Consider the following 24,575-nt stretch of genomic DNA (forward strand, 5'->3'; position numbering starts at 1 on the left):
CACGTTGCTTCGACATCCTGAACCCATCCCGACGACGACCATGACCTCATTCGCCACCCGTGTTGCCTGCCTCGCCCTGTTTGCCGCCAGTGCTGGCGCCCATGCCGCGCCGGTCGATCACACGGGGCGCGGGATCTATCACTTCGCTTCGCAAAGCGGCTGCCCGTTCGCGAGCGCGGCCGCGACGGACTGCAATCGCATCGCGCTCGATACGCCCGACGTTCACGCGAGCGTCGATACCGATGCGCACGCGATCGTCTTCTCGAGCGATGCGAATCGCCCCACGAAGGACGTGCTCGGCGACGTGCTGCTGCAGGGCACGGGCGTCGACGGCGACGGCCGGCGCGTGCCGCTGAGCGTGCACGTTCTGCTGCGCCGCGACGGTGCGAAATGGGATTGCGACGTGTACGTCCATGCGCCCGTGCGCGGCAAGTTCACCGACGTACGGATCGATCCGTACCGTGTGCGCGTGAAGGAGGGCGACGGCGAGCGCGATGTGCTGACGCCGGACGAAACGCTTGCGCTGTTCGCGCATCCGTCGCTGGCGTCCCGGCTTGCGCGGCATCTCGTGAAGGTGAGCGCGACCGATCCGAAGCAGCCGACCGCGGACGACATCACGATCGCGCTCGGCGTCGGTGGCCTGACGAAGTCGGTTGCGCGCGCGAGCTTTACGTCGAACGCGCCGCACGATGCGGACGTTGATCGCGCACTGGCGTCGGGCACGTGGTCGATCCGTTTCGATGCATTGAGCAATCACATTCCGGTGTGGGTCGCGCAGCGCGAGCTGTTCCTGTTCGGTCTCGACGGCAGCGGGTTGTTGAAAGACGTGCGCGAGCGCGGCTTCCGGAAGAACGACCGGATCGAATTCGGCGCGCGCGACGGCAACGGCTATCTGCGCGTGAACGGCCATGAGGAAGCATTTGCGGGCGCCGCCGCGTCCGCACATGCATTCATGCAGGAAAGCTTCGTCGGCCTGATCCTCGGCTGGCGCCGCGATCCGGCCGCCGCGGCGGCTCCCGCGATGAAGTCCGCGTCCGCGCGGGGTGTGCCGGCATGAGCGCGGCAGGCGAACTGCCGGCGTCGCCGCAGGCGGCGGACGGCGCGCGCTTCGACTGTCTCGATGCGCCCGTGCCGCACGGTGCGGCGCGGGTGCGCGCGTATTTCGTCGATCGCATCAAGCGGGCGGCGCTCCGGCGGCTGCATCGCAGCATGCACGGCGAGCGCTGGATGCTGCGCATGTACCTGATCGGCGAAGAAGCGACCGAGTGCGCGTTGCATGAAGACTGGACCGGACAGCCGCCGGACTGGCTTGCGCCGCGGATCGAGCAGCATCTCGCGGACGAGCGTCGCCACGCGGCTGCATTTGTCGATGCACTGCGCCAGCGCGGCGTCGAGGCGTCGGCCGGGCCGCACGAACCCGACTGGTTGAGCCGGCGCAAGATCATGCGATGGCGCCGGCTCGCGCAGCGCCACGCGCCGCATTTCGCGCAAGGCGTGCTCGTGCCGGCCTATGCGACGGGCCTGTGCGCGGAACAGATGGCGATGCGTGTGCTTGCGCGCCACTGCGCGACGATCGGCGACACCCATCCGCTCCATCCGTTGCTCGCGCGCGTGCTCGCGGACGAGACGCGGCACGTGCGGCTCTGTTCGGACACGTTGCGCCGTCTCGTCGAGCCGTCCGAGGCCGCCCGTCTCGCGGCGTTGCTGCGCGAAATCCGCGCGATCGAAGCCGGGTTCGGCGTGACGGGGGCGCTGGCGATGTACGCGGCTGGCTGGGTCCAGTCGCTTCGTCCACGCGCATGATGCAGCGGATCGTCTATCTCGCGACAGCCGACGCGCGCGGCCACCTGATGCGCGCGCAATTGCTCGTGCACGCATTGCGCGCAGCCGGCGCGCAGGTCGACGTGCTGACGACGTCCGATGCGGGGCAGGCGTTCCTGGCCGCATTCGGCATCGATGCGCCGGTGCTGTCCCGTCACTACGCAGTGCAGTTCGACGAGCGGCAGAACATGCTGCGCGACGCGACCGATCGCAACGTCGCGCACTACGTGTTCAGGCCGACGCGGATGCTGCGCGACATCGTGCGGCTGCGTGCGATCGTTCGCGATGCGGATCTCGTGATCAACGATTCGTTTCATCCGGCGCTGCTGTTCATGGGTGCGGTGCCGGGCTGGCGCCGCCGCGTCGTTCACGTGTATGGCGGCAGCCTGCGTCATGCGTTGACCGCGAATTTCGATGCGCGGCTGCCGCGCATGCTGGCGCGGGCGTTCGCGCGGATCGTCGACTGGCAGATCGATTCGGCGCTGGGCTGCATCGAACACGATTTTGCGTACGACGCGGCCGACGATGCGCAGCAATCGCGCGGGCATTGCCGGCTGCCGACGCCGTTACCGGTTGTCGCGGAACTGCCGGCTTGTGAACAGGCTGCCGCGGCTGTTTATCTGAATCCGCACTTCCGCGACGTCGCGCTCGCCGACGCACTGTCGGCCGGCATGCGCGACGCGGGGCTTGCCGCGCATCGCGTGGGCGAGGGTTACGCCGGGCACGACAGCTGGGTCGGCGTCGATGCCGACTGGGTGACGCGCGCCGCGCATGCGCCGCTGATCGTGTCGGCGCCCGGCATGGCCGCGCTGTCGATCGCACGCGTCTATCGCCGCCCGATCCTGCTCGTGCTGACCGATCAGCCCGAGCAGGCGAGCAACGCCGCGCGCGCGGCGCGGCTGCAACTCGTGCACCGCGTCGTCACGTGGTGCGGCGATGCGGCCGCGTTCCGGCGCTCGGTCGGGCTGGCCGCTGCCGACTTGATGCGCGATCCGGGCACGCTGGCGGGAACGCGCGCCGGACGCGAGCATGCGCGGGCGCGTGTCGACGCGTGGACGTCGCGCATCCTCGCACTGCGGTCGCATGCGCGGCCGGCCGATGCGGAAACCCGATGCGAGGCGACGGCACCGCGATGAATACGTTGATGCTGCGTGACGATCGCCGACCGAATGTCCGGCAGATGCTGGCCGCGACGTTCGGCATGGCAGCAGGCCTCGCGATCTTTTTCGTGCTCGAGCGCGGCGTCATGCCGCGCTACGTGCTGGCCACGGCAATCGATGCGCGGATCCCGTTCATCGCATGGTCGTGGTTCGTCTATGTCGCGTTCTTCCCGTTCGTGATTGCGCTGGCCGCGTATGCACGGCCGCTTGCGTTCGGCGCGTTCAAGGAGGCCGTGCTGATCGCGTTCGTGCTCGGCGTCGTCTGCTTCCTGCTGTTTCCGGAAGCCGTGCCGCGGCCCGATGTCGCGGAGATCGGTAACGCGTTCGTGCGCCATCGTCTCGCGCGCATGTGGCAACTCGATCTCGCGGCCAACGGATTTCCGAGCCTGCATGTCGCGGTGACGTGCCTTGCGTGCCGGATGCTGGTAGAGCGGCGCCGGATCGCGGTAGCCGCGATCGGGCTGCTGATCTGCGTGTCGACGCTGACGCTCAAGCAGCATACGGTGGCCGACGTGCTCGGCGGCGTGGTGCTCGCAATGGTCAGTGCGCTGTGGGTCGAGCGGCGTTCGCTGCGCAGGAGGTTTGCGTGACGGCTGCCCATGTTCGTCAAGGTGGGCCGAACGCGGAGCTCGCGCGGTTCGTGCCCGATCCCGAATTGTTTCGCGTGAACGTGTGGCGCGTGGGGGCAGCGCTGGCAGGCGACTGGCTGATGATTGCCGCGGCGTTCGCGGTTGTGATCGTGTGGCCCCATCCGTTCGTGTACGCGTGTGCGGCAGTCGTGATCGCGCGCACCCAGCTTGCGCTCGCGGTCATGATGCACGAAGGCGCGCATGGCTTGCTGGCGCGGAACCGGCGCGTCAACGACGTGCTCGGTCAACTGCTCGCGGCCGGTCCGCTGTGGTTGTCGCTGCGCACGTATCGCGCGGGCCATCTGAAACACCATCGCGCGCCGATGCAACCGGACGATCCCGTCGCGCTGCTGTTCGGCGTGCACGACTATCCGGTGACGCGCGTGCGGTTGGCCGGCCGCTTGCTCGCGTATGCGTGCGGGATCGGCTACGTGACGAGCGTCGTGAAGCTCGCGCGCGGCAAGTTCGCCCATGCATTGCCGAAGGTCGTAAAGTCGCGTGCGTATGCGGCGTGGGAAGTCATGTCGATGCTGGCCTGCAACGGTTTGATGTTCGGCGTGCTCGCGCTTGCCGGACATCCGCTGCTGTATGTCGCGTTGTGGATCGTGCCGTCCGTCACGTTGTTGCCACTTGCCGGGCAGGTGCGCGCGATCTTCGAGCACGCCGGGTTGCCGGCCGGAGAGGACCAGAGTCGCAACGCGCGCACGATCGTCCGGCGTTCATGGCAGACGTTCCTGTTCGGCCCGCACGCGATTCATTTTCATATCGAGCATCACCTGTTCGCGCGGATGCCGTTTCATCGCCTGCCGGTCGTGCACCGGCAACTCGCGCAGCGGCAGTTGCTGCCTGATGGCAATCTGTACGCGGGATATGGTGCGGTGCTGCGGGATGTGAGTGGGCGTTGACCGGCCGGGATCAGCGGCCGTGCGTGACCGACAGCGAGGCGAGCATTCGAGCCCGGACAGCCGCAAGCGACAGACGCAAAAAAGCCTCCACTTGGGAGGCTTTAATTGCACTATCAAAGATAGTTGGTAGGGTGGGAGGGACTCGAACCCTCGACTCTCTGATTAAAAGTCAGATACTCTAACCAACTGAGTTACCACCCCACGTTCTTGAAACCTGTTGGTTCGTTGCTTCAACAACTTGGCAAGCGACCCAAAGAGCAAAAGATTATAGCGACGGATTGATGGACTGTCAACAACCCGCCGCGATAATTATTTGATCGTTTCGAGCTTGCCCTGCGCCGTCTGTGCCGCGTTCGACCCGGCGTACTGCGACACGACCTGCTCGAACGTCTTCTTCGCGGCCGCCTTCTGGCCTTGTTCGAGCTGGTTCGTCCCGATCGCCACCAGGGCATCGGCCGCGCGCGGGTGCTGTGGGAACTTGCTGACGATCCCTTGCCACGTCGCGGTCGAACCGCGGTAGTCGCGCAGCGCGTATTGCGCATTGCCGTACCAGTACTGCGCGGTCGGCTGGTAGGGGCTCTGCGGATACTTCGCGATGAACGCGCGGAACGAAGCCGCGGCCGCCTTGAAGTTGCCGTTGCGGAACTGCTGCTGCGCCGCGCTGAGCGCATCCGTTTCACCCGGCTGCACGGTGCCTTCGACACCATCGATCGTCGTCTGCTGCGGCTCGAACTTCTTGAGCCGCGTGTCGAGATCCTGGTAGTACTCCTTCTGCTGCCGCTCGAGCGTCGTCAGCCGGTTCGTCAGATCCTCGTTCTCGCCGCGCAGCGTCGCGACCTGCTGGTTCAGCTGGTCGAGACGGCCGGATTGATCGAGGATCGTACGCTGGGCGGCCGACAACTGGCTCGCCAGGTTGTCGGTTTTGCTGCGCAGATCGAGCACGGCGCGGCGCGCTTCGTTGTCGTCGAACACGCCGGCGTGCGCCGGCGCGGCCGACCACGCCGCGCCGGCGACGCAGAGAGCTGCGGCTGCACGCAGCCAGGTTACACGGTGCGTCATACGGCGATTCTTCCGTTACTTACTGTTGGTAGACGAGGTCGGCGCGACGGTTCTGCGCCCACGATGCTTCGTCGTGACCCGTTGCCTGCGGCTTTTCCTTGCCCAGGCTCACGGCTTCCATTTGCGAATCGTTCACGCCGAGCAGTGCCATCGCACGGCGGACGGCTTCCGCACGCTTCTGGCCCAGCGCGAGGTTGTACTCGCTCGTGCCGCGTTCGTCGGTGTTGCCCTGGATCAGCACGTGGCGCTGCGGGTGGCTCTTCAGGTACTGGGCGTGCTGCTGCATCAGCGGCTGGTACTCGTCCTTCACCGAATAGCTGTCGAAGTCGAAGTAGATGCTGCGCTTCGCGAGCGGGCTGTTCGGATCGTTCAGCGGATCGACGTTCACTTGCGCGACGTTGTCGGCGCTCGGTTGCGTGCTGACTGCACCCGCGTTGTTCGCCTTGTCGTCGAGCTTCACGCCCGACTTACATGCGGCGAGCGCGCTGATCATCATCACGGCCAGGGCCAGACGAGCTTTGTTCGACATCATGGTTACTCTCCTTGTGGTCATTGCATGAAGGGCCCCCACGACGGCTCGCGAACGGAGCCGCCCTGGACGGACAGGATTTGCGGCGGCGCGCTGCCGTCGGAGGGCACTGCAGCCAGAACATTGCGACCACCCGACTGGGTAGCGTACAGAAGATACTGGCCGTTTGCCGCGAAGCTCGGCGATTCGTCGCGATTGGTATTCGTGATGGCGTTCGCCGCGCCAGACTGCAGATCCTGAACGTACAGCTTGAAGCCCCCACCCGTGCGGGAGATGTAAGCGAGCAGCTTGCCGTCCGGGCTGATACGCGGACTCGTGTTGTAGCTGCCGGTGAAGGTCACGCGCTGCGCGGCACCGGCGCTTTCACCCTGTGCGGGCATCCGGTAAATCTGCGGCGCGCCGCCGCGATCGCTCGTGAAGTAGATCCAGCGGCCGTCCGGCGAGTAGAACGGCTCGGTGTCGATCGAGCTGCTCTGCGTGAGGCGGCGCAGGCCGCCGCCCGTCGAGTTGACCGTGTAGATTTGCGTGTTGCCCGTCAGCGACAGCGCGACGGCCAGCGTGTTGCTGTCCGGCGACCAGGCCGGTGCACTGTTGTTGCCCTTCTGGTCGGAGACGATGTAGCGGCGGCCGGTCGGCAGATCGTGGATGTAGACAATCGGCTTCTTGCGCTCGAACGACACGTACGCGACCTTCGTGCCGCTCGGCGACCACGACGGCGAGATGATCGGCTCGGTGCTCGACAGCGCGATGCGCGCGTTCTGGCCGTCCGAATCGGAAATCTGCAACTGGTAGCGGTTACCGGTCTTGATCACGTACGACAGGCGCGTGGCGAACACGCCGCGCACGCCGAGCAGCTTCTGGTAGATGTAGTCGGCGATCTTGTGGCCGGCCGTGCGCAGCGTCGTGTCGGTGGCCGTCAGCGACAGGCCGCCGAGGCTTTGCTGCTTCACGGTGTCGTACAGGATGAAGTTGACCTTGTACTGGCCGTTCGCCTCGCGGTTCACGCTGCCGGCGACGAACGCATTGGCGCCCTTGGCCTTCCATGCGCCGAGGTCGACCGATGCGGTCTCGGGCACGGGCGTGCTGCCTGCGTCGATGTTGGTGAATTTGCCGCTGCGGGCGAGGTCGGCACGGACGATCGACGTGACCTGCTGCGGCAGGTTCGCCTCGTTCGTGAAATTCGCCGTGGCAATGGGGAACTGGGTCGACCCGACACCGGTAATCAGCACGTTCACCTGGGCGTTAGCGGCGCTGCCCGCCGTAATCAGACACGAGGCCACGAGTGCCCTGAAACCTAGCTTTGTCATCAAACTCATGCTTCTTGCTTCCCGTATGGCTTGAATCGCTGCGCAACCGCAGAGACAGTAAAAATACCCGATTCGTTCCCGTCTGACAGCGACGCCCGGAGTGTAAGCGCATTTCCTTTCACTCCGCGGCCTTGAAGGTAATCGTAATGTCCGACGGGGTACGACCGTTAGAATCGGGCGGCAACGGGACCGATGCGTGGATCGCATTGACCACGGCTTGATCCCACCCCGAATTCCCGCTCGAGCGGGAAACCGATGCGCTCAATACGTCACCGGACGGCGTGCACCGAATCTTGACGACGGTGGTCAGGCCTGCTCGCTCGCCGCCCCAAACGATGTTCGGTTTGACACGGCGGCGCACCTTGTCGGCATAGCCGGGCGTCGCGGCATTACCGCCGGAACCCGTGCCCGTGCCGCTTTTCGCGAGGCCTTCGCCGCCGCCTTCACCGGCGCCGGACAGGCCCTGCATCTGTGCGAGACGCGCGTTGCGCTCGCGGTCGAGCTTCGCGTTCGCCGCCGCACTGGCTTTCGCCCGCGCCGTGGCTTCGGCCTTCGCCTTGGCCTGCGCTTCCGCCTTGGCCTTCGCGGCCGCGTCGGCCTTCGCCTTCGCCGCCTGCTGCGCTTCGAGCTGCGCCTGCTTCTGCTGCTGGAGCTTCTGCTGTTCGAGCTTCTGCTGCTCGGCGAGCTGCTGTTGCTTGAGCTTGTCGGCCTGCTTCTGCTTGTCGCGTTCAGCGGCCTTCTGCGCGGCCAGCGTGGCGGCCTGCTGCGCCGCGAGCTGCGCGCGCCGGGCTTCGTCTTCCTGCTGGGCCTTCAGTTGCTGCGCGCGGCGCTGCTGATCGAGCAGCGCTTCGCGCGCGGCCGCTTCCTGCTGCCGCTTCTTCTGCTGCAGCGCGATGTCGGCCTGCTCGTCGCGCACCGGGGGAGGGGGCGGCGCGACCTTCGAGGGTGGCGTCACGACGGGCCGCGGCGCGGCGACGTCGGGCACCTCGGTCCACAGCTCGGCTTCGGCGCCGGCCGGCGTGCTGTTCTGCCACTGCACGCCGTGATAGAGGAACAGCGCGAGCAGCACGTGCATCAGCGCGGCGAGCGCGAACGCGCGCCAAGTGCCGCGCTCGCGGGGAGGCTGAGGCGGGTAGGCGGAGCTGCGCGTGGATTGCTGCCGGTTCATTGCGATTTGACGAGGAGGCCGACGCGCTTGACGCCGCGCGCCTTCAGATCCGACATCACGGTCATGACGGCATCGTACTGCACGGTCTTGTCGGCTGCGATCACGACCGGCTGGTCAGGGTGATCGGCCTGCCGGGCCGAGATGAAGCTGTCGAGCTCGGCCTTCGTCATCGTGTCTTCCTGGGTCGAGCCCGAGTCGCCCTTGTACTTGACGCTCATCGTGCGGTCGGCCTTGATATTGACGACGACGGGCGGCGTCTGCTCCTGCGGCGCGGCGTTACCGACGGTCGGCAGGTTGATGATCGACGGGGCGACGAGCGGTGCGGTGACCATGAAGATCACGAGCAGCACCAGCATCACGTCGATGTACGGCACGACGTTGATGTCGGCCATTGCACGGCGCGAGCGGCCGCCGCGCATGCTGGATCGGATGGGACTTCCTGCCATGGCGCGCTCCTTACTGGGCCTGACGCTGCAGGATGTTCGAGAACTCTTCGATGAAGGTCTCGAAGCGAATCGCGAGGCGGTCGATGTCGTGCGCGTAGCGGTTGTACGCGACCACGGCTGGAATCGCGGCGAACAGACCGATCGCGGTGGCGACGAGCGCCTCGGCGATGCCCGGTGCGACGTTCGCGAGCGTGGCCTGCTGCACGTTCGCGAGGCCGCGGAACGAGTTCATGATCCCCCAGACCGTGCCGAACAGGCCGATGTACGGGCTGACCGAGCCGACCGACGCGAGGAATGCAAGGTTGGCTTCGAGCACATCCATTTCACGCTGGAACGACGCGCGCATCGCGCGGCGTGCACCGTCGAGCACGAGGCCCGGATCGCTGATGCGTTTTTCCTTCGCCTTCAGGAATTCGCGCATCCCCGATTCGAAGATCCGTTCGAGCGCGCCGATCGTGTGGCGGTTGTTGGCCGCGCTCTGGTACAGCGCCTGCAGGTCGCCGCCCGACCAGAAATCCTTCTCGAAGCGCTCGGTCTGCGCGCGTGCGCGGCGGATCGCGAACCACTTGCGGAAGATGAAGGTCCACGACATCAGCGACAGCAACAGCAGCAGTCCCATCACGGCCTGGGCCAGCACGCTCGCGTTGAGGACGAGGGAAATGATCGACAGGTCTTGAGAAGTGTTCATAGAGGTTTGAGTAACGGCCCTTCGGGGCGCCCGGTATGCATGCGGCGCGGCGCGCCGGCCATGCCTGACGCCGAACCTTGCTTAGTATCGAATCAGAACGGCAAGTTCATAGGCTTTGTCTAAACGGCGCTCATGCGAGCTTCGTTGACAGTGGAGTGTGCCCGGCATCGATGACGGGCCCGCGTTGCAGCGCGTCGAGCACGGCCGGCGGGATGGCCGCGGGCCGGATACCGTTACGGTCGACGCAGCCGAGGCGAATGTTCCCGGCTACGAGCAGCGTGTTGCCACACCAGGCTTCCTGCGTGAATTCCACCGAGGCGCGGCCGATGCGTCCGGGCCGGCTCGTGATCGCCAGCGTATCGTCGAGTCGCGCCGGCGCGCGGTAGTCGAGCGACGTGCTGCGGACGATGAAGATCGCGCCGGTATCGTCGGCGAGCTGGCGCTGATCGATGCCGCACGCACGCAACCACTCAGTGCGGGCGCGCTCGAAGAACTTCAGGTAGTTGGCATAGAAGACGATGCCGCCTGCGTCGGTATCCTCGTAGTACACGCGCACCGGCCAGGTGAAGCCGGAAGGCGCTTCCGGGGAGCGGGTAGGCTGAGTCATGGCGCGCATTCTACCGGAAGGCAGGGAGCCGATTCGTAACCGATTCGTAACGGAATGTAGTATGCCGTAGCACACCGCGGGCCGGCCCGGGGCCGGGCCCGCGGGGCTTCAGCCGCGGTGGACGGTCGGGCCGCCGGGGGCTTGCGCGATCGGCATCAGCTCGATCGTGTTGACGTTGACGTGTGCCGGGCGCGTCGCGATCCAGTAGATCGTATCGGCGATGTCCTCGGGCATCAGCGGCTGGACGTTGTTGTAGACGTTGGCCGCCTTCTCGTCGTCGCCGCGATAGCGGACGTTCGAGAACTCGGTACCGCCACACAGGCCCGGCTCGATGTCGGTCACGCGCAACGGCGTGCCGAGCAGATCGGCGCGCAGGTTCAGGCTGAATTGTCTGACGAAAGCCTTGGTTGCGCCGTAGACGTTGCCGCCTGCATAAGGGTACGAACCCGCGACCGAGCCGAGATTGAAGATATGGCCGCGGCCGCGCGCGATCATGCCGGGCAGCAACGCGTGCGTGACCGTGACGAGGCCCGTGCAATTCGTGTCGATCATCGTGTGCCATTCGTCGAGGCTGGCCTTTTGGGCTGGCTCGACGCCGAGCGCGAGGCCGGCGTTGTTGACGAGCACGTCGAGTGCCGCGAATTCGGCGGGCAGGGCGGCCGGCACGGCCTCGACGGCCGCGCGGTCGCGCACGTCGAGCTCGAACGGCAGAAGGGCGTCGCCGAGTTCGGCGGCGAGTGCATCGAGACGGTCCTTGCGGCGCGCGGTCGCGACGACGCGGTGGCCTCCTTTGACGAAGGCACGGGCGATGGCGGCGCCGAAGCCGGCGGACGCGCCTGTGACGAACACGATCATTGCTGCTCCTGGTCGATGACAAAATAGCGGGTGATATCCCGCAAGCCTACTGAGATTGCCGCACCGCGGCAAGGCGGCAAAGCGTTTCGGCACGGGCGCGTAGAGTCTGGCCCCAATTACTTCCGGCGCACTGCCGTGCGGTTGCCTATTCATGACGCATCCAATACACTAACGCGCTCATCACCCCTGCGTGACTGGCGATAGAACCCGTTCGGGTTCAAGGTGGAGCATCCCACCGTGAAGCGCGGGGCGCCGTTTTTGCCGTTCGCCTGGGCAGCCGTTGTGCGCCGTCGCGTGCATCGCCGGTGGCTGTCCTGCCTCGCGTCATACGGATTCTTCCGCCACGTCGAGCTGGTCCCGCCAGCAGCGCACCGTACTCGGCCGCTCCGGTCAACCTGTACACACTTAACGGAAACCGTATGTTTGACAGAGCCCAAAGCACCATCGCGAACGTCGATCCCGAAATCTTTGCCGCGATCGAGCAGGAAAACCGCCGCCAGGAAGATCACATCGAGCTGATCGCGTCGGAAAACTACACGAGCCCGGCCGTGATGGCCGCACAGGGCTCGCAGCTCACGAACAAGTACGCGGAAGGTTATCCGGGCAAGCGCTACTACGGCGGCTGCGAGTATGTCGACGTCGTCGAGCAACTCGCGATCGACCGCGTGAAGCAGCTGTTCGGCGCGGAAGCGGCGAACGTGCAGCCGAACTCGGGTTCGCAGGCGAACCAGGGCGTGTTCTTCGCGATGCTCAAGCCGGGCGACACGATCATGGGCATGAGCCTCGCGCATGGCGGCCACCTGACGCACGGCTCGCCGGTGAACATGTCGGGCAAGTGGTTCAACGTCGTGAGCTACGGCCTGAACGAAAACGAAGACATCGACTACGAAGCAGCCGAGAAGCTCGCGCAGGAACACAAGCCGAAGCTGATCGTCGCGGGCGCGTCGGCATTCTCGCTGAAGATCGATTTCGAGCGTCTCGCGAAGATCGCGAAGTCGGTGGGCGCGTACCTGATGGTCGACATGGCGCACTACGCGGGCCTGATCGCGGCCGGCGTGTACCCGAACCCGGTGCCGCACGCGGACTTCGTGACGACGACGACGCACAAGAGCCTGCGCGGCCCGCGCGGCGGCGTGATCCTGATGAAGGCCGAGTACGAGAAGCCGATCAACTCGGCGATCTTCCCGGGGATCCAGGGCGGCCCGCTGATGCACGTGATTGCGGGCAAGGCAGTGGCGTTCAAGGAAGCGCTGTCGCCGGAGTTCAAGTCGTACCAGGAGAAGGTGGTCGAGAACGCACGCGTGCTGGCTGAAACGCTGGTGAAGCGCGGGTTGCGGATCGTGTCGGGCCGCACCGAAAGCCACGTGATGCTGGTGGACCTGCGCGCGAAGAACATCACGGGTAAGGCAGCGGAAGCGGCACTCGGCGCGGCGCACATCACGGTGAACAAGAACGCGATCCCGAACGATCCGGAAAAGCCGTTCGTGACGAGCGGCGTGCGCCTGGGTTCGCCGGCGATGACGACGCGCGGGTTCGGTCCGGCAGAAGCGGAACAGGTGGGTAACCTGATCGCGGACGTGCTGGACAACCCGGAAGATGCAGCGACGATCGAGCGCGTGCGCGCGCAGGTCGCCGAGCTGACCAAGCGTTTCCCGGTCTATCGCTGATCGACGATGCGCTGCCCGTTCTGCCGGCATGACGACACGCAGGTCGTAGACTCGCGCGTGTCCGAAGATGGCGCCGCGATTCGCCGGCGCCGTCGCTGCTCGGCTTGCGACAAGCGCTTCACGACGTACGAGCGGGTCGAGCTGTCCCTGCCGTTCGTCGTGAAGAAGGACGGCAGCCGCACGGAATTCGACCGTCGCAAGATCGTCGCCAGCATGCAACTCGCGCTGCGCAAGCGGCCGGTTGCTGCCGACGCGATCGACGCGGCGGTCGCCCGCATCGAGTATCAACTGCTCGCGACAGGCGAGCGCGAAGTGCGTAGCGAGAAGCTCGGCGAACTCGTGATGAACGAGTTGCGCGGCCTCGATACGATCGCTTATGTCCGCTTCGCATCGGTGTATCGCCGGTTCGAGGACGTGTCCGAATTTGCCGACGTGATTGAAGAGTTCCGTCGCGCCTCTCCCGCCAAGACCCCGCGTAAGCGCTGACGCGCTGCGTCCGTTCATCGTCTTCTCCGTTGGTTCAGTTCGCGCCGATTGTGTCGGTCGCGATCGCATCCCGCCAGTCGGCCGTTCGGCAAATGGCGCGAGTCCGTACGCATCGCTACAGTCGTCGCCTCACCCTGGTAGAGGACGACGGCGATGGGACAACACGCTCAACCCTTGAAAAATCCAATGCGACGCTCGGGCGGGTTCACGCTCGTCGAGCTGATGGTCGCGCTTTCGCTGGCGGCCGGGCTCGCGCTTTACGCGGCGCCCGCGTTCGACCAGTGGCGCATGCGTGAGCGCGTGGATGCACGCTCGCGTGCGTTGCTCGGCGCGCTGTCGTTTGCGCGTACCGAGGCGACGCGTCTCGGCACGCGTGTCACGCTGTGCCGCGCCAGGAACGACGGCACCTGCCTGCGTGCCGGCGAGCGGTGCGATGCGGCCGAATGGTCGTGCGACTGGATCGTCAGCGGGCAGGTCGACGGGCAGTCACGCGTACTGCGACGCTATCCGCGCGATGCCGAAGTGGCCGTCGCGGGCGCCGCGCACGATCTGGCTTTTGCACCGCCGGCCGGTCAGGCCATCGGCGGAATCCGGCGTTTCGAATTGCGTCCGCGGCGCGGCGTGTCCGGCGCGGACGACGCACGCGCATCGCGTTGCGTGCGGATTGCGGCAGGCGGCCGGGCGCGGGTCGTCGCCGGCCGCTGCGGCTCGGCGTGATCGCGATGCGCAACGCGATGCGCGGCACGTCGCTGATCGAGGCGACGCTGGCGATTGCGCTGCTCGCGACCGTGATGCTGGCCGTCGCCGGCAGCCAGCTCGCGATGGCGCGCGCTCAGCGGGCGACGATCTGGCGCGAACGAGCGCTGTGGCTGGCCGATGCACGTATCGAGCGCTTGCACGCAGGTGCAGGGGCAGACGATGGCCTCGCGGCGCTGGCGGCCGTGTCGCTGCCCGGCGGCACGATGACGCTCGACGCCGGGCCGGGAGGCGTCCGCTACGCGGTCGTCGGCTGGCGCAGCGGCAAGGCGCCGGCGTCGCTGCGATGCGAAGCCGCAGGCGTGACGGCGCAGCCGCCCACGTGCGTCCGGATTCCGTTTCGGGAGGCTGATGCCGATGCACGCTGATCGCCGTATGCGCGCACACACGCTGCTCGAAGTGCTGATTGCGATGACCGTCGGTCTCCTCGTGCTCGCGGCGGCAGGCGCGCTCTATCACGCGCAGCGCATTGCGCAACGGCGTGCGGAAGACGGATTCAGGATGCGCGATGCGGCAGGCACCGCGCTGATGCTGATCGGCCAGCAGATCCAGATGGCGGGGTTCCGGCCGCTCGATACGGACGGCGCGTCATCGTTGCCGCCCGTGTTCGGCTGTTCGATGGCGCGTGTGCGGGGCGAAGGTGCACGGGTGCGGTGCGAGTCCGTGCGCGCCGCGTCGGACGCGCTGCTGGTCCGGTATGTTGGCGACACCGTGTCGACGTGGTCGACGGTGAGCGGCCAAGTGTCGGACTGTCTCGGGCAAGGTGTCGGCGCGCCCGGCGAACAGCCGCAGGTGGAGAACCGCTTCGACGCGCATGTCAGTCCGTCGACGGGCGAGCCCGAGCTGTATTGCGAAGGGAGCGGCCGTCCGGGTACGCCGCAGCCCGTCGTGTCGGGCGTCGATCAATTGCGCGTGCGCTATTTGCGTCGCGGCGGCGCGCAGTTTGTCGACGCCGATGCGATGCGCGCCGACGACTGGCGCGATGTCGTGGCCGTGCATGTCTGCGTGCGGGCGCGCGGCGAACTGATGCGCGAGCCTGCCAGCCATGTCGACTGCGACGGTCGTGCTGCCGTTGCCCGAGACGGCCGCGCACGTTTGACGCTCGATCGCATCATCGCGTTGAGGAATGCTGCGCCCGGCTTCGACGCGACGTTGCCTGATGCAGCGCGCACGCGTGAGGCGTTGCGATGAGCGGAGCAGTTCGGTACGCGTGGGCAATATCAATATCGCGATGCGTTGCAGCAGGCAACGCGCATGGGCCCGTCGCCGCAAGCGGCGACGAACCGCAGCAGGCTGCGTGCGCGAGCGCCCTGTCGACGAACCCGCACGAATCGCGCATGCGCTTCCGGTCGGCACGCCGCGCCTGGCGTCGCGACGCGGGTCTCGCATTGCCGGCAGTCATCGCGGTCGGTGCGGCCATTGCAGCGCTGACAGGCGCGTGGTTCGAAGCCGCGCTGACGGAATCGCGTCGCACACGCGCGCTGTCCGATCGGCTGATCGCATTCCATGCAGCCGATGCCGCGCTGGCGGCGTGCACCGCGCGATTGCTCCGTGGCTCGGCGCCCTATGTGAGCGAGCGTGCATCGCTCGCGGAGCCCGACACCTGGCGGCGCATGCCGCCGCTCGCGGCAGCGGAAGCATTCGTGCCCTTCGCCGGATGGCCGATGGCCACGCAGCCGCCGCGATGCCTGATCGAGGCGTGGCGCGGGGCAGCGCCGCCCGGTAGCCGCGCTTATCTCGTTACCGCGCGTGGCGTCGGTGCGCACACATCGAGTGCAGTCTGGCTGCAGCACCAGGTTGCGATAAGCGACGAACGTGTCCTCGCGCTGCGCTGGCGTCGCGTCGCGGCAGCGCCTCAATGAACGGCCGTATCTCTGTATTCCGATCGACCGGGTTCACGTTGATCGAGCTGATGATCGTACTCGCGATCGTCGCGGTGCTGGCCGGATGGGGCATCCCGTCGTATCGCGAGCATGTCGCGCGCGTTCATCGCGCGTCGGCGGTTTCCGCGCTGTATCGTGCGGCCCAGTATCTCGAAACGCAGGATGGTTCACCGCCTTCGGCATTGCCGGACATGCTGGCTCAGGCACCGCCGGACGGGCGTGCCGTCTACCGATTGACGTTGCGGCGGCCGGGTGGCGACGATTCGCCGGTGAGCTACGAACTGGATGCAAGCCCGCTCGACACGGGCCCGATGCACGACGATGCATGCGGTACCTTCACGCTGGATTCGGTCGGGACGAAAGGCAACGTGCGGCGCGATGGCGCCGACGAACCGGGCACGGCGTGCTGGGGTGTGCGTTGAGTACGCAGGAAAGGCGCGCAACGGCGCGGGGCCGTGCGCGCGGGAAGTCGACGGTCAGTCGTCGTGCGAGTCGAGCCCACGCTCGTTGCGGGATTGCTTCCAGATCCGGTAGACCTCCCACGCGGCGAAGCCGAGCGTGCCCCACTTGAGTGCGGGGCCCGCGCTCGCGCGCAGCAGCGAGCGAACGGGTTTCGCCAGCACGAGCGACGCGAGCGAACTCAGCATCGGGTACTGGTTGACGAGATTGCCGAGGCTCGCGTTCAGGTTCCTGGCGGACTGGCCGAACTTGTTGGTGGAAAGGCCGGGGATGAAAACCTTGAGCCAGCTGAAGCGCGTGACGGCCTGGCGCATCTCGCCGGCGGCTTCCGCGAGTTCGAGCCGCTCGACTTCGGATCGCAGGATCAGCAATTCCTTGCGGAGCGCGCGATGCTGCGATGCGCTCCAGTTCGATCGCGACGAATGGGAGCGGGGTGAATTGCCCGTAACGTTCTGGCTCATGGCGCGTCGGCGAAGTAGGTGGGAGGCGTGAGCGCGATTGCGCTCACGGCTTGCTGCGGAACAGTTCGCGGTCTTTCTCGAGTTCGGCGAGCGTCGCCTCGAACACGGTCGGCGCATCGCGCAGGCCCGAACGTGCCTTCAACGCGCACACGATGCCGCCCGCGGCATACAGTGCGGTGATGGCCGCGAGCGACTGCCAGCGATAGGTATCCCAGAACGCGATCGCGATGAGCACGGTCAGGCTGATGAGCGCCATCGTCGCGAGCATCATCGCGGCGAGCCCGAGGAACAGCACGCCCATCAGGCGCTCCTTCTCCTCGGCAAGCTCGATGCCCACCAGTTCGAGGCGCGTCTGCAGAAGTCCGATCGCGGAGCCGACGAGGCGGCGCAGCGGTCCTTGGCCGGACGGCTGCGAGGTGGTGTCTGTCGTCATGGATGAGGTGCGTGCGCGTGCAGTGAGCAGCTAGGACAAAGCCGGCCGGCGGAAACCGCCGGCTGGCTTCGACGCCCGCGGGCCGCGCGACGCGGCCCGCGGGACGAAACGGCGCAGAGCGCGTTACTTGCGGTTGATCAGCAGGCCGATCAGCACGCCGACGCCGGCGGCCACGCCGATCGACGTCCACGGGTGCTCGTGCACATAGTCGTCGGTCGCACGTGCGGCCTTCTTGCCTTTCTCGACCACCACGACCTGGACGTCGGCTGCCTTTTCCTTGGCCTGCTTCAGGCGCGACATCGCCTTCTCGCGCAGCTCGGCCGCACGGTCGCCCGTGCTGCTCGCTGCTTGCTTGAGCAGGTCTTCGGCGTCCGAGAGAACGGTTTTGATATCCGACATCAGTTTCTCCTTGTTGATTTCCGACATTGCAACTCCCTTCGTGCTGTCATGCTGCAGGTTCACATCCTAGCGAAACCCCTGCCTGCTGGCGAGCCGGGAACACACGCGGCGGCAGTGCAAGACTGCATGGTAAACGACTTGTAATCATGAACAGAGCGGCAAACGAGGTGAAAAGTTTCCCGCGTGGCCGTCCGTCCCGCCCCGACGCCGGGTAAAAATGACAAAAAAGTATGAATATCAAACGGAATATTCGTTCGCACGACCCATTGCTTCCCGTAAGCTGATGAACTTTCCCGCGCCGTCCAGCGCGCGGTTTCAACCAGCATCGTTCGAGGAGGGAACATCATGAGTCTGCGTCTTGGCGACATCGCACCGGATTTCGAGCAGGAATCGAGCCTGGGCACCATCAAGTTTCACGAGTGGCTCGGCAACGGCTGGGGCGTCCTGTTCTCCCATCCGGCCGACTACACGCCGGTGTGCACGACGGAACTGGGACTCACCTCGAAGCTGAAGGGCGAATTCGAGAAGCGCAACGTGAAGGTGATCGCGCTGTCGGTCGACGGTGTCGAATCGCACAAGGGCTGGATCAACGACATCAACGAAACGCAGTCGACGGTCGTCGGCTTCCCGATCATCGCCGATGCGGACCGCAAGGTTTCGCAGCTGTACGACATGATCCACCCGAACGCGAACGAAACGCTGACGGTGCGCTCGCTGTTCGTGATCGACCCGAACAAGAAAGTGCGGCTCACGATCACTTATCCGGCCAGCACGGGACGCAACTTCGACGAAGTGCTGCGCGTGATCGACTCGCTGCAGCTGACCGACAACTACAAGGTCGCGACGCCCGGCAACTGGAAGGATGGCGACGACGTCGTGATCGTGCCGTCGCTGCAGGATCCGGAAGAGCTGAAGAAGCGTTTCCCGAAGGGCTTCAACGCGGTGCGTCCGTATCTGCGCCTGACGCCGCAGCCGAACAAGTAAGCATCGGCGGCCCGGAACCGCGGTTCCGATGAACAACGGCCCGCCCGGCAGTGATGCCGGGCGGGCCGTTTGCTTGGCGGCGCACACGCGGCATCGCTGCCGCGTGCATCACATCCGGATGATCAGAAAAATGCCTGGATGCCCGTCTGCGCGCGGCCGAGGATCAGCGCGTGGATGTCGTGCGTGCCTTCGTACGTGTTGACCACTTCGAGGTTCACGAGGTGGCGTGCGACGCCGAATTCATCGGAGATGCCGTTGCCGCCGAGCATGTCGCGCGCGAGGCGGGCGATGTCGAGCGCCTTGCCGCACGAATTGCGCTTCATGATCGACGTGATCTCGACGGCCGCCGTGCCTTCGTCCTTCATCCGGCCGAGGCGCAGCACGCCTTGCAGGCCGAGCGTGATTTCGGTCTGCATGTCGGCGAGCTTCTTCTGGATCAGCTGGTTCGCGGCGAGCGGCCGGCCGAACTGCTGGCGGTCGAGCACGTACTGGCGCGCGGTGTGCCAGCAGGACTCGGCGGCGCCGAGCGCGCCCCACGCGATCCCGTAGCGTGCCGAGTTCAGGCACGTGAACGGGCCGCGCAGGCCGCTCACGTTCGGCATCAGGTTCTCTTCCGGCACGAACGCCTCGTCGAGGACGATCTCGCCGGTGATCGACGCGCGCAGCCCGACCTTGCCGTGGATCGCGGGCGCCGACAGGCCCTTCCAGCCCTTCTCGAGAATGAAGCCGCGGATCGCGTCCTTGCCGTTCTCTTCGAGCTTTGCCCACACGACGAACACGTCGGCGATCGGCGAGTTCGTGATCCACATCTTCGCGCCGGACAGCGAATAGCCGCCGGGCACCTTCTTCGCGCGCGTGACCATGCTGCCCGGATCGGAGCCGTGGTTCGGCTCGGTCAGGCCGAAGCAGCCGATCCATTCGCCGGTCGCGAGCTTCGGCAGGTATTTCTGCTTCTGCGCGTCCGAGCCGAATTCGTAGATCGGCACCATCACGAGCGACGACTGCACGGACATCATCGATCGGTAGCCCGAATCGACGCGCTCGACTTCGCGCGCGATCAGTCCGTAGCTGACGTAATTGAGGCCGGGGCCGCCGTATTCCTCGGGAATCGTCGGGCCGAGCAGGCCGATTTCGCCCATCTCGCGAAAGATGGCCGCGTCGGTGCGCTCGTGGCGGAACGCCTCGGTGACGCGCGGCGCGAGCTTGTCCTGTGCGTAAGCCTGCGCCGCATCGCGGATCATCCGCTCTTCTTCGGTCAGTTGCTGGTCGAGCAGCAGCGGATCGTCCCAATGAAAAGTTGCAGCGGTCATCGTTTCATCTCCAGTTGGTCCGGTCTTCCAGCCGGGCCCCATGCCAAAAGTTCGCTTGACTGTAGTTCCGCTGTGCGGAACAATGTTTTGCAAATCGAACCCAGTGTAGCACCAGATGACTCTTTCAACCATCGACGAAACCACGATCGACGAGCGCAAGTTCGTCGTCGCGCTCGCGCGCGGGCTCGACCTGCTGCGCGCATTCCGGCCCGGCGAGACGATGCTCGGCAACCGCGATTTTGCGGAACGCACGGGGTTGCCGAAGGCGACCGTGAATCGGCTCGCCTATACGCTGACCGTGCTGGGCTACCTGCGCTACGACGAGACGCTCGGAAAGTATGCGCTCGACGCCGGCGTGCTGTCGCTCGGCTACGCGCTGCTGTCGGGTTCGGGGACGATCGACCTTGCGCGGCCGCACATGCAGGCGCTCGCGCGCGAGATCGGCGCGGCCGTGTCGCTCGGCTGCCGCGACGGGCTCGACATGATCTATCTGGAGACGATCCGCAGCGAGACGGCGCTGACGCTCGGGCTCGCGCCCGGTTCGCGGCTGTCGATGCTGACGAGCTCGATGGGGCGTGCGTACCTGGCCGTGCAGCCTGAGGACGTGCGCCGCGCGCTCTATGCGGAGCTGCACCGCGCGGCCGGCGGCGCGTCTGACGCCGATGCGCTCGTCGCCGGCGCGCAGCAGGCGGTGGCCGAGTTTTCGGCGGGTGGTTGCTGTTATTCGTTCCGCGCGTGGCACATGGACGTGAACGCGGCGGCCGTGCCGTTTCGTGAGCCGCGCGAGGGACGCTGGCTGATCCTGAGCTGCAGCGGTCCCGCGTCGTCGATGGACGAGGCGGTGTTTCGCACGCAGATCGGGCCGAAGCTGAAGGCGCTCGCGCAACGGCTCGGGCAGACGGCCTGAGCGCGGCGCGCGCGGCAATGGTCGCCGCCGCGCACTGCGTGGCGCAGGTGCCTGCGGGAGCAGCGCCGTTGCCATCCATTGCAACCGGAACGAACGTCGCTCATCATCGTTCACCGGCTTCCTGACGACGAGGTTCGCGATGTCCCACCCGGAAACGATGGAAGGCGGTTGCGCATGCGGCGCGATTCGCTACCGGATTGCCGGCGTTCCGACCGACGCCGGTTTCTGCCATTGCCGGCTCTGCCAGCGCACGACCGGCGCGGCGGTCGTCGCATCGGCATCGGTGCCGATCGATGCATTCGAATACCTGCAAGGCGAGCCGACCGTCTACGCGTCGAGCGCGTGGGGCGAACGGCGTTTCTGCGGACACTGCGGCGCGCAACTCGAATTCCGGCTGACCGACGCCCCGGAAACGGTCGAGATCAACTCGGCGACGCTCGACGAGCCGTCGCGGCTGCGTCCGGCCTGGCACGTCTGGTATGGCGATCGCTTCCCGGGCGTCGAGTTCGATGACGATCTGCCCAGGTACGACGACGGTGGAAGACCGTAGGCGTTCGTCAGCAGGGAAGACGTGGAAGTGCGTGCATGGCGCTCGTCTCCCGGGCGTCGTGGGCGGTGACGAACTGCCCGGGTACGACGATGGTGGAAGAGCCTCGAGCGTCGGCACTCGATAGCGAAGAAAGCGCGTGACGAGGGTTGCCGCACGTTCGGCAGGAACCCTGTGCACGCCGGGCTGCGCTTCGCGAAGCCTGACCCGCCCCCCAATTCCATCAGCGGCTGACACCCGATCCCGCCATCCGGCGTGCCGCTTCGTGCACGCCGTCGATTCGATTCCTTCAGGCCGTCACGACCTTTGCAAACACGGGCCCTTGCATGAACCGCACGTCGTGCTGGCGCAGCAGCTCGCACTGCGTCTCGTCGACGACGCCGTCGAAGATCAACGGAATCCGCACGCGCTGCGCATAGGCGACGAGCGCCTTGACCATCCCGTCGCGCAACGCGATGCCCGCATCCATCTTGATGAAGTCGGGGCGCGCCATGTCCGATTCGACCGCGAGGATGCGGCCCGGATCGGGCAGCTTGTCGGCGACCTTGAAGCCGTGATGCTGATAGCTGCGCGTCAGGTAGCCGAGGAACGTCTTGTGCGCGACCGCGACCGCCGGCAGCTCGATCACGATCCGCTCGGGCGGCAGCCCGAAGCGTTGCAGCACCGACGAGAAATGCTTGCCGTGATCGTACTTCACGCTCTTCAGCAGCCGTTCGTGCACGCGCAGGAACAGCAGCCCATGGCGCTGCGCGCCGAAAAAGTTGATCGCATGCAGCGCGCGTGACAGGCGGTCGATCGCGACCAGCGTTTGGTCGTCGATGGCCGAATCGACCGGATCGTGCGGCGCTCCCGTGACGACGGTGACGGCCTGGAAGCCGAGCTCGTCGCCGTAGCGCTCGATCGCGTCGGCGAACGACGTCGACTGCGGCACGCCGGGCATCGTCACGTCGTAGATCGGTTCGTAGGCGCTGCCGAGCGTGCGCTCGGGCAGACTCGCGCTCGCGGTGCCGCCTTCGGCAAGCGCGAGGTGATCCCGCAGATACGGCAGTTGCCCGGCACGGGCGACCAGCTCGGGAATGGTGGGCGGAATCATCGGCGTAAGAAGGAAAAACGGCGGCCGAACGGGCCGCCTCGTATCTCGATATTAGCAGCGCGCGCCAAGCTCGGCTTGGCGTTTCGCTCATATGGTTATCCCGTCCGGGCACGCTTGCCTAGGGTTTACGTTGATTTCACTATTCGTAATTGGTTTTACTATTCGTAAATCCAAGATTTGTCGCCGATCAAGAAATGCGGCATGCGGGCGCCGCGAGACGGCGCCGTTCACGAATCAACAGGAAGCAAGGAGCGAGACGTGGCGGGTGACAGGACAGGCGGGCAGGCGCGCCGGCAGGAGACGAATGGAACGACGGGCGTGCCGGTGCACGCACGGCAGGGTTGAGGAGCGGATGGCGACCATGAGCATCGATTACCAGACGCTGAAGTTCGAGTACCGCGCTCGCGCGCATGACGCGGCCGTCCACCCGGTGATCGTCGTCGGCGCGGGCCCGGTGGGCCTCGCGGCCGCGATCGACCTCGCGCAGCAGGGCGTGCCCGTCGTGCTGCTCGACGACGACGACACGCTGTCGACCGGTTCGCGCGCGATCTGTTTCGCGAAACGCACGCTCGAGATCTTCGACCGGCTCGGCTGCGGCGAACGCTTCGTCGACAAGGGCGTGAGCTGGCACGTCGGCAAGGTGTTCCTGCAGGGCGAGCAGCTGTATGCGTTCGACCTGCTGCCGGAGGAAGGGCACGCGCGTCCCGCGTTCATCAACCTGCAGCAGTACTACGTCGAAGGCTACCTGGCCGACCGCGCATTCGAACTGCCGAACATCGACATCCGCTGGAAGCACAAGGTGACGGGCATCGAGCAGTCGGCCGAACACGCGGTGCTGACGATCGAGACACCGGACGGCGTCGCGACGCTGCACGCGCGGTACGTGATCGCGGCCGATGGTTCGCGCAGCCCGATGCGCACGATGATGGGCCTCGAAAGCCACGGCCGCACGTTCAAGGACCGCTTCCTGATCGCCGACGTGAAGATGAAGGCGGAGTTTCCGACCGAGCGCTGGTTCTGGTTCGATCCGCCGTTCCACCGCAATCAGTCGGTGCTGCTGCATCGCCAGCCCGATAACGTGTGGCGCATCGACTTCCAGCTCGGCTGGGACGCCGACCCCGTCGCCGAGAAGCAGCCGGAGCGCGTGATCCCGCGCGTACGCGCGCTGCTCGGGCCGGATGTCGAGTTCGAACTCGAATGGGTGAGCGTCTATACGTTCCGCTGCCAGCGAATGGACACGTTCCGCCACGGCCGCGTGCTGTTCGCGGGCGACTCCGCGCACGGCGTGTCGCCGTTCGGCGCGCGCGGCGCGAACAGCGGCGTGCAGGATGCGGACAACCTTGCATGGAAGCTGAAGCTCGTGCTCGACGGCCGCTCGGCCGACAGCCTGCTCGACACGTATGCGAGCGAGCGCGAGTTCGCGGCCGACGAGAACATCCGCAACTCGACGCGCTCGACCGACTTCATCACGCCGAAGAGCGCGGTGTCGCGCGTGTTCCGCGACGCGACGCTGAAGCTCGCGCGCGACTGCGAGTTCGCGCGCAAGCTCGTGAACAGCGGCCGCCTGTCGGTGCCGGCGGTGCTGGCCGATTCGCCGTTGAACACGCCCGATCGCAGCGGCGACGCATTTGCTTGCGCGATGCGGCCGGGCGCGGCGGCGGCCGATGCGCCGGTACGCGTACAGGGTGCGTCGGGCTGGCTGCTGCAGCGTCTGCGCGACGGCTTCACCGGCGTGCTGTTCGGGTTGCCGGGCGATGCGGCCGCGCTTGCCACGGCCGTCAACGGCCTCGCGCTGCCGGTGCGGCCCGTACTCGTCGTGCCGGCCGGGCACGCGCGGCCGGTGGCCGGCGTTGACGTCGTGGAGGACGTCGACGGCCTCGCCGCGCAACGCTACGACGCGCAGCCGGGCACGTTTTACCTGCTGCGTCCCGATCAGCATGTCTGCGCACGCACGCGCACGCTCGACCGTCAGGCGATCGCCGACGCGCTGGCACGCGCGACCTGCGCACGCTGAAT

29 protein-coding genes, 1 tRNA gene and 1 riboswitch are annotated in these 24,575 nt (G+C 66.4%); of the genes, 16 read left to right on the top strand and 14 right to left on the bottom strand.

The window, feature by feature from the left end:
* Window positions 1–40 precede the first annotated feature (40 nt).
* From KEC55_RS03680 to KEC55_RS03700, 5 genes are read left to right on the top strand one after another with little or no spacing between them, the layout of a single operon-like run.
* The gene (locus KEC55_RS03680; RefSeq protein ID WP_282506787.1) at window positions 41–1,057 is read left to right on the top strand and encodes a hypothetical protein; all 1,017 of its coding nucleotides are present in this window, start codon (window positions 41–43) and stop codon (window positions 1,055–1,057) included.
* Window positions 1,054–1,803 carry a hypothetical protein gene (locus KEC55_RS03685; protein WP_282506788.1) on the top strand — a complete coding sequence of 250 codons (750 nt, stop codon included), beginning with the start codon at window positions 1,054–1,056 and terminating at the stop codon, window positions 1,801–1,803. Before KEC55_RS03680 ends, KEC55_RS03685 begins: the two co-directional genes overlap by 4 nt.
* Window positions 1,800–2,957, top strand: a complete 1,158-nt coding sequence (locus tag KEC55_RS03690) for a hypothetical protein (protein WP_282506789.1) — start codon at window positions 1,800–1,802, stop codon at window positions 2,955–2,957. Before KEC55_RS03685 ends, KEC55_RS03690 begins: the two co-directional genes overlap by 4 nt.
* Window positions 2,954–3,571, top strand: a complete 618-nt coding sequence (locus KEC55_RS03695) for a phosphatase PAP2 family protein (RefSeq protein ID WP_282506790.1) — start codon at window positions 2,954–2,956, stop codon at window positions 3,569–3,571. The genes KEC55_RS03690 and KEC55_RS03695 overlap by 4 nt, the downstream gene beginning before the upstream one ends.
* Window positions 3,568–4,515: a fatty acid desaturase family protein gene (locus tag KEC55_RS03700; protein ID WP_282506791.1), complete on the top strand. Its 948-nt coding sequence runs from the start codon at window positions 3,568–3,570 to the stop codon at window positions 4,513–4,515. The genes KEC55_RS03695 and KEC55_RS03700 overlap by 4 nt, the downstream gene beginning before the upstream one ends.
* 124 nt (window positions 4,516–4,639) lie before the next feature.
* Here the strand turns inward: KEC55_RS03700 and KEC55_RS03705 are convergent.
* The 9 genes from KEC55_RS03705 to KEC55_RS03745 all read right to left on the bottom strand — a co-directional run bounded on the left by KEC55_RS03705 (window position 4,640) and on the right by KEC55_RS03745 (window position 11,174).
* A tRNA-Lys gene (locus tag KEC55_RS03705) sits at window positions 4,640–4,716 on the bottom strand.
* A 108-nt stretch (window positions 4,717–4,824) separates the two neighbouring features.
* A complete protein-coding gene (gene ybgF, locus KEC55_RS03710; RefSeq protein WP_124449297.1) occupies window positions 4,825–5,574 on the bottom strand; it encodes a tol-pal system protein YbgF in 750 nt (249 codons plus the stop codon).
* Window positions 5,575–5,593: 19 nt separating this feature from the next.
* Window positions 5,594–6,106 carry a peptidoglycan-associated lipoprotein Pal gene (gene pal, locus KEC55_RS03715; RefSeq protein ID WP_006484980.1) on the bottom strand — a complete coding sequence of 171 codons (513 nt, stop codon included), beginning with the start codon at window positions 6,104–6,106 and terminating at the stop codon, window positions 5,594–5,596.
* 17 nt (window positions 6,107–6,123) lie between these two features.
* Window positions 6,124–7,419, bottom strand: a complete 1,296-nt coding sequence (gene tolB / locus KEC55_RS03720; protein ID WP_282506792.1) for a Tol-Pal system beta propeller repeat protein TolB — start codon at window positions 7,417–7,419, stop codon at window positions 6,124–6,126.
* 109 nt (window positions 7,420–7,528) lie between these two features.
* Window positions 7,529–8,578, bottom strand: a complete 1,050-nt coding sequence (gene tolA / locus KEC55_RS03725; RefSeq protein WP_282506794.1) for a cell envelope integrity protein TolA — start codon at window positions 8,576–8,578, stop codon at window positions 7,529–7,531.
* Window positions 8,575–9,024 carry a protein TolR gene (tolR, locus tag KEC55_RS03730; RefSeq protein WP_124449291.1) on the bottom strand — a complete coding sequence of 150 codons (450 nt, stop codon included), beginning with the start codon at window positions 9,022–9,024 and terminating at the stop codon, window positions 8,575–8,577. Before tolR ends, tolA begins: the two co-directional genes overlap by 4 nt.
* Window positions 9,025–9,034: 10 nt before the next feature.
* Entirely contained in the window at window positions 9,035–9,712 is a 678-nt protein-coding gene (tolQ, locus tag KEC55_RS03735; RefSeq protein WP_021157170.1) for a protein TolQ, read from the bottom strand.
* Window positions 9,713–9,842: 130 nt separating this feature from the next.
* Window positions 9,843–10,328 (bottom strand): tol-pal system-associated acyl-CoA thioesterase, encoded by a 486-nt coding sequence (gene ybgC, locus KEC55_RS03740; RefSeq protein ID WP_282506795.1) that lies wholly within the window; start codon window positions 10,326–10,328, stop codon window positions 9,843–9,845.
* Window positions 10,329–10,427: 99 nt separating this feature from the next.
* Window positions 10,428–11,174, bottom strand: coding sequence for an SDR family NAD(P)-dependent oxidoreductase (locus KEC55_RS03745; RefSeq protein WP_176050595.1), 747 nt, complete (start codon window positions 11,172–11,174; stop codon window positions 10,428–10,430).
* A 180-nt stretch (window positions 11,175–11,354) separates the two neighbouring features.
* A riboswitch (ZMP/ZTP riboswitch) is annotated at window positions 11,355–11,456 on the top strand.
* A gap of 137 nt (window positions 11,457–11,593) precedes the next feature.
* Between KEC55_RS03745 and glyA the strand changes: the two genes are divergently transcribed.
* From glyA to KEC55_RS03780, 7 genes are all read left to right on the top strand, one after another.
* Entirely contained in the window at window positions 11,594–12,841 is a 1,248-nt protein-coding gene (gene glyA / locus KEC55_RS03750; RefSeq protein ID WP_166956970.1) for a serine hydroxymethyltransferase, read from the top strand.
* A 6-nt stretch (window positions 12,842–12,847) separates the two neighbouring features.
* Window positions 12,848–13,327: a transcriptional regulator NrdR gene (gene nrdR / locus KEC55_RS03755; protein ID WP_006476792.1), complete on the top strand. Its 480-nt coding sequence runs from the start codon at window positions 12,848–12,850 to the stop codon at window positions 13,325–13,327.
* A 186-nt stretch (window positions 13,328–13,513) separates the two neighbouring features.
* Window positions 13,514–14,044: a GspH/FimT family pseudopilin gene (locus tag KEC55_RS03760; RefSeq protein WP_282506796.1), complete on the top strand. Its 531-nt coding sequence runs from the start codon at window positions 13,514–13,516 to the stop codon at window positions 14,042–14,044.
* Window positions 14,045–14,049: 5 nt separating this feature from the next.
* Window positions 14,050–14,451, top strand: coding sequence for a type IV pilus modification PilV family protein (locus KEC55_RS03765; protein ID WP_282506797.1), 402 nt, complete (start codon window positions 14,050–14,052; stop codon window positions 14,449–14,451).
* Window positions 14,435–15,274: a PilW family protein gene (locus KEC55_RS03770; protein WP_282506798.1), complete on the top strand. Its 840-nt coding sequence runs from the start codon at window positions 14,435–14,437 to the stop codon at window positions 15,272–15,274. The genes KEC55_RS03765 and KEC55_RS03770 overlap by 17 nt, the downstream gene beginning before the upstream one ends.
* Window positions 15,275–15,420: 146 nt before the next feature.
* Window positions 15,421–15,945, top strand: a complete 525-nt coding sequence (locus tag KEC55_RS03775; RefSeq protein WP_282506799.1) for a hypothetical protein — start codon at window positions 15,421–15,423, stop codon at window positions 15,943–15,945.
* A complete protein-coding gene (locus KEC55_RS03780; RefSeq protein WP_282506800.1) occupies window positions 15,942–16,388 on the top strand; it encodes a type IV pilin protein in 447 nt (148 codons plus the stop codon). The genes KEC55_RS03775 and KEC55_RS03780 overlap by 4 nt, the downstream gene beginning before the upstream one ends.
* A 54-nt stretch (window positions 16,389–16,442) precedes the next feature.
* Here the strand turns inward: KEC55_RS03780 and KEC55_RS03785 are convergent, their stop codons facing one another.
* From KEC55_RS03785 to KEC55_RS03795, 3 genes are all read right to left on the bottom strand, one after another.
* The gene (locus KEC55_RS03785) at window positions 16,443–16,886 is read right to left on the bottom strand and encodes a DUF3318 domain-containing protein (protein WP_176049469.1); all 444 of its coding nucleotides are present in this window, start codon (window positions 16,884–16,886) and stop codon (window positions 16,443–16,445) included.
* A 43-nt stretch (window positions 16,887–16,929) separates the two neighbouring features.
* Window positions 16,930–17,319, bottom strand: a complete 390-nt coding sequence (locus KEC55_RS03790) for a phage holin family protein (protein ID WP_282506801.1) — start codon at window positions 17,317–17,319, stop codon at window positions 16,930–16,932.
* 123 nt (window positions 17,320–17,442) lie between these two features.
* Window positions 17,443–17,745, bottom strand: coding sequence for a DUF883 family protein (locus KEC55_RS03795; protein WP_006494044.1), 303 nt, complete (start codon window positions 17,743–17,745; stop codon window positions 17,443–17,445).
* A gap of 318 nt (window positions 17,746–18,063) precedes the next feature.
* Between KEC55_RS03795 and KEC55_RS03800 the strand changes: the two genes are divergently transcribed.
* Window positions 18,064–18,702 (top strand): peroxiredoxin, encoded by a 639-nt coding sequence (locus KEC55_RS03800; RefSeq protein ID WP_282506802.1) that lies wholly within the window; start codon window positions 18,064–18,066, stop codon window positions 18,700–18,702.
* A gap of 122 nt (window positions 18,703–18,824) precedes the next feature.
* On the opposite strand, the gene KEC55_RS03805 is transcribed toward KEC55_RS03800, so the two are convergent.
* Window positions 18,825–20,012 carry an acyl-CoA dehydrogenase gene (locus tag KEC55_RS03805; protein ID WP_282506803.1) on the bottom strand — a complete coding sequence of 396 codons (1,188 nt, stop codon included), beginning with the start codon at window positions 20,010–20,012 and terminating at the stop codon, window positions 18,825–18,827.
* Between the two features lie 115 nt (window positions 20,013–20,127).
* Here KEC55_RS03805 and KEC55_RS03810 point away from each other — a divergent pair, with 115 nt between their 5' ends.
* Complete coding sequence (locus KEC55_RS03810; protein WP_282506804.1) at window positions 20,128–20,919, top strand: IclR family transcriptional regulator; 792 nt, start codon at window positions 20,128–20,130, stop codon at window positions 20,917–20,919.
* Window positions 20,920–21,058: 139 nt separating this feature from the next.
* Complete coding sequence (locus tag KEC55_RS03815; RefSeq protein ID WP_282506805.1) at window positions 21,059–21,469, top strand: GFA family protein; 411 nt, start codon at window positions 21,059–21,061, stop codon at window positions 21,467–21,469.
* Window positions 21,470–21,755: 286 nt separating this feature from the next.
* On the opposite strand, the gene KEC55_RS03820 is transcribed toward KEC55_RS03815, so the two are convergent.
* Window positions 21,756–22,559: an EAL domain-containing protein gene (locus tag KEC55_RS03820; RefSeq protein WP_282506806.1), complete on the bottom strand. Its 804-nt coding sequence runs from the start codon at window positions 22,557–22,559 to the stop codon at window positions 21,756–21,758.
* Window positions 22,560–22,911: 352 nt separating this feature from the next.
* Between KEC55_RS03820 and KEC55_RS03825 the strand changes: the two genes are divergently transcribed.
* Entirely contained in the window at window positions 22,912–24,573 is a 1,662-nt protein-coding gene (locus KEC55_RS03825) for an FAD-dependent oxidoreductase (RefSeq protein ID WP_282506807.1), read from the top strand.
* Window positions 24,574–24,575: the final 2 nt, after the last annotated feature.

This window comes from Burkholderia cepacia (assembly GCF_029962485.1).
GTDB lineage: Bacteria > Pseudomonadota > Gammaproteobacteria > Burkholderiales > Burkholderiaceae > Burkholderia.

Coding starts and splice junctions, on each gene's coding strand:
- KEC55_RS03680 (WP_282506787.1), top strand. CDS start 41: ATGACCTCATTCGCCACCCGTGTTGCCTGCCTCGCCCTGTTTGCCGCC.
- KEC55_RS03685 (WP_282506788.1), top strand. CDS start 1,054: ATGAGCGCGGCAGGCGAACTGCCGGCGTCGCCGCAGGCGGCGGACGGC.
- KEC55_RS03690 (WP_282506789.1), top strand. CDS start 1,800: ATGATGCAGCGGATCGTCTATCTCGCGACAGCCGACGCGCGCGGCCAC.
- KEC55_RS03695 (WP_282506790.1), top strand. CDS start 2,954: ATGAATACGTTGATGCTGCGTGACGATCGCCGACCGAATGTCCGGCAG.
- ybgF (WP_124449297.1), bottom strand. CDS start 5,574: ATGACGCACCGTGTAACCTGGCTGCGTGCAGCCGCAGCTCTCTGCGTC.
- pal (WP_006484980.1), bottom strand. CDS start 6,106: ATGATGTCGAACAAAGCTCGTCTGGCCCTGGCCGTGATGATGATCAGC.
- tolB (WP_282506792.1), bottom strand. CDS start 7,419: ATGAGTTTGATGACAAAGCTAGGTTTCAGGGCACTCGTGGCCTCGTGT.
- tolA (WP_282506794.1), bottom strand. CDS start 8,578: ATGAACCGGCAGCAATCCACGCGCAGCTCCGCCTACCCGCCTCAGCCT.
- tolR (WP_124449291.1), bottom strand. CDS start 9,024: ATGGCAGGAAGTCCCATCCGATCCAGCATGCGCGGCGGCCGCTCGCGC.
- tolQ (WP_021157170.1), bottom strand. CDS start 9,712: ATGAACACTTCTCAAGACCTGTCGATCATTTCCCTCGTCCTCAACGCG.
- ybgC (WP_282506795.1), bottom strand. CDS start 10,328: ATGCGCGCCATGACTCAGCCTACCCGCTCCCCGGAAGCGCCTTCCGGC.
- KEC55_RS03745 (WP_176050595.1), bottom strand. CDS start 11,174: ATGATCGTGTTCGTCACAGGCGCGTCCGCCGGCTTCGGCGCCGCCATC.
- glyA (WP_166956970.1), top strand. CDS start 11,594: ATGTTTGACAGAGCCCAAAGCACCATCGCGAACGTCGATCCCGAAATC.
- nrdR (WP_006476792.1), top strand. CDS start 12,848: ATGCGCTGCCCGTTCTGCCGGCATGACGACACGCAGGTCGTAGACTCG.
- KEC55_RS03760 (WP_282506796.1), top strand. CDS start 13,514: ATGCGACGCTCGGGCGGGTTCACGCTCGTCGAGCTGATGGTCGCGCTT.
- KEC55_RS03765 (WP_282506797.1), top strand. CDS start 14,050: ATGCGCAACGCGATGCGCGGCACGTCGCTGATCGAGGCGACGCTGGCG.
- KEC55_RS03770 (WP_282506798.1), top strand. CDS start 14,435: ATGCCGATGCACGCTGATCGCCGTATGCGCGCACACACGCTGCTCGAA.
- KEC55_RS03775 (WP_282506799.1), top strand. CDS start 15,421: ATGCGCTTCCGGTCGGCACGCCGCGCCTGGCGTCGCGACGCGGGTCTC.
- KEC55_RS03780 (WP_282506800.1), top strand. CDS start 15,942: ATGAACGGCCGTATCTCTGTATTCCGATCGACCGGGTTCACGTTGATC.
- KEC55_RS03785 (WP_176049469.1), bottom strand. CDS start 16,886: ATGAGCCAGAACGTTACGGGCAATTCACCCCGCTCCCATTCGTCGCGA.
- KEC55_RS03790 (WP_282506801.1), bottom strand. CDS start 17,319: ATGACGACAGACACCACCTCGCAGCCGTCCGGCCAAGGACCGCTGCGC.
- KEC55_RS03795 (WP_006494044.1), bottom strand. CDS start 17,745: ATGTCGGAAATCAACAAGGAGAAACTGATGTCGGATATCAAAACCGTT.
- KEC55_RS03800 (WP_282506802.1), top strand. CDS start 18,064: ATGAGTCTGCGTCTTGGCGACATCGCACCGGATTTCGAGCAGGAATCG.
- KEC55_RS03805 (WP_282506803.1), bottom strand. CDS start 20,012: ATGACCGCTGCAACTTTTCATTGGGACGATCCGCTGCTGCTCGACCAG.
- KEC55_RS03810 (WP_282506804.1), top strand. CDS start 20,128: ATGACTCTTTCAACCATCGACGAAACCACGATCGACGAGCGCAAGTTC.
- KEC55_RS03815 (WP_282506805.1), top strand. CDS start 21,059: ATGTCCCACCCGGAAACGATGGAAGGCGGTTGCGCATGCGGCGCGATT.
- KEC55_RS03820 (WP_282506806.1), bottom strand. CDS start 22,559: ATGATTCCGCCCACCATTCCCGAGCTGGTCGCCCGTGCCGGGCAACTG.
- KEC55_RS03825 (WP_282506807.1), top strand. CDS start 22,912: ATGGCGACCATGAGCATCGATTACCAGACGCTGAAGTTCGAGTACCGC.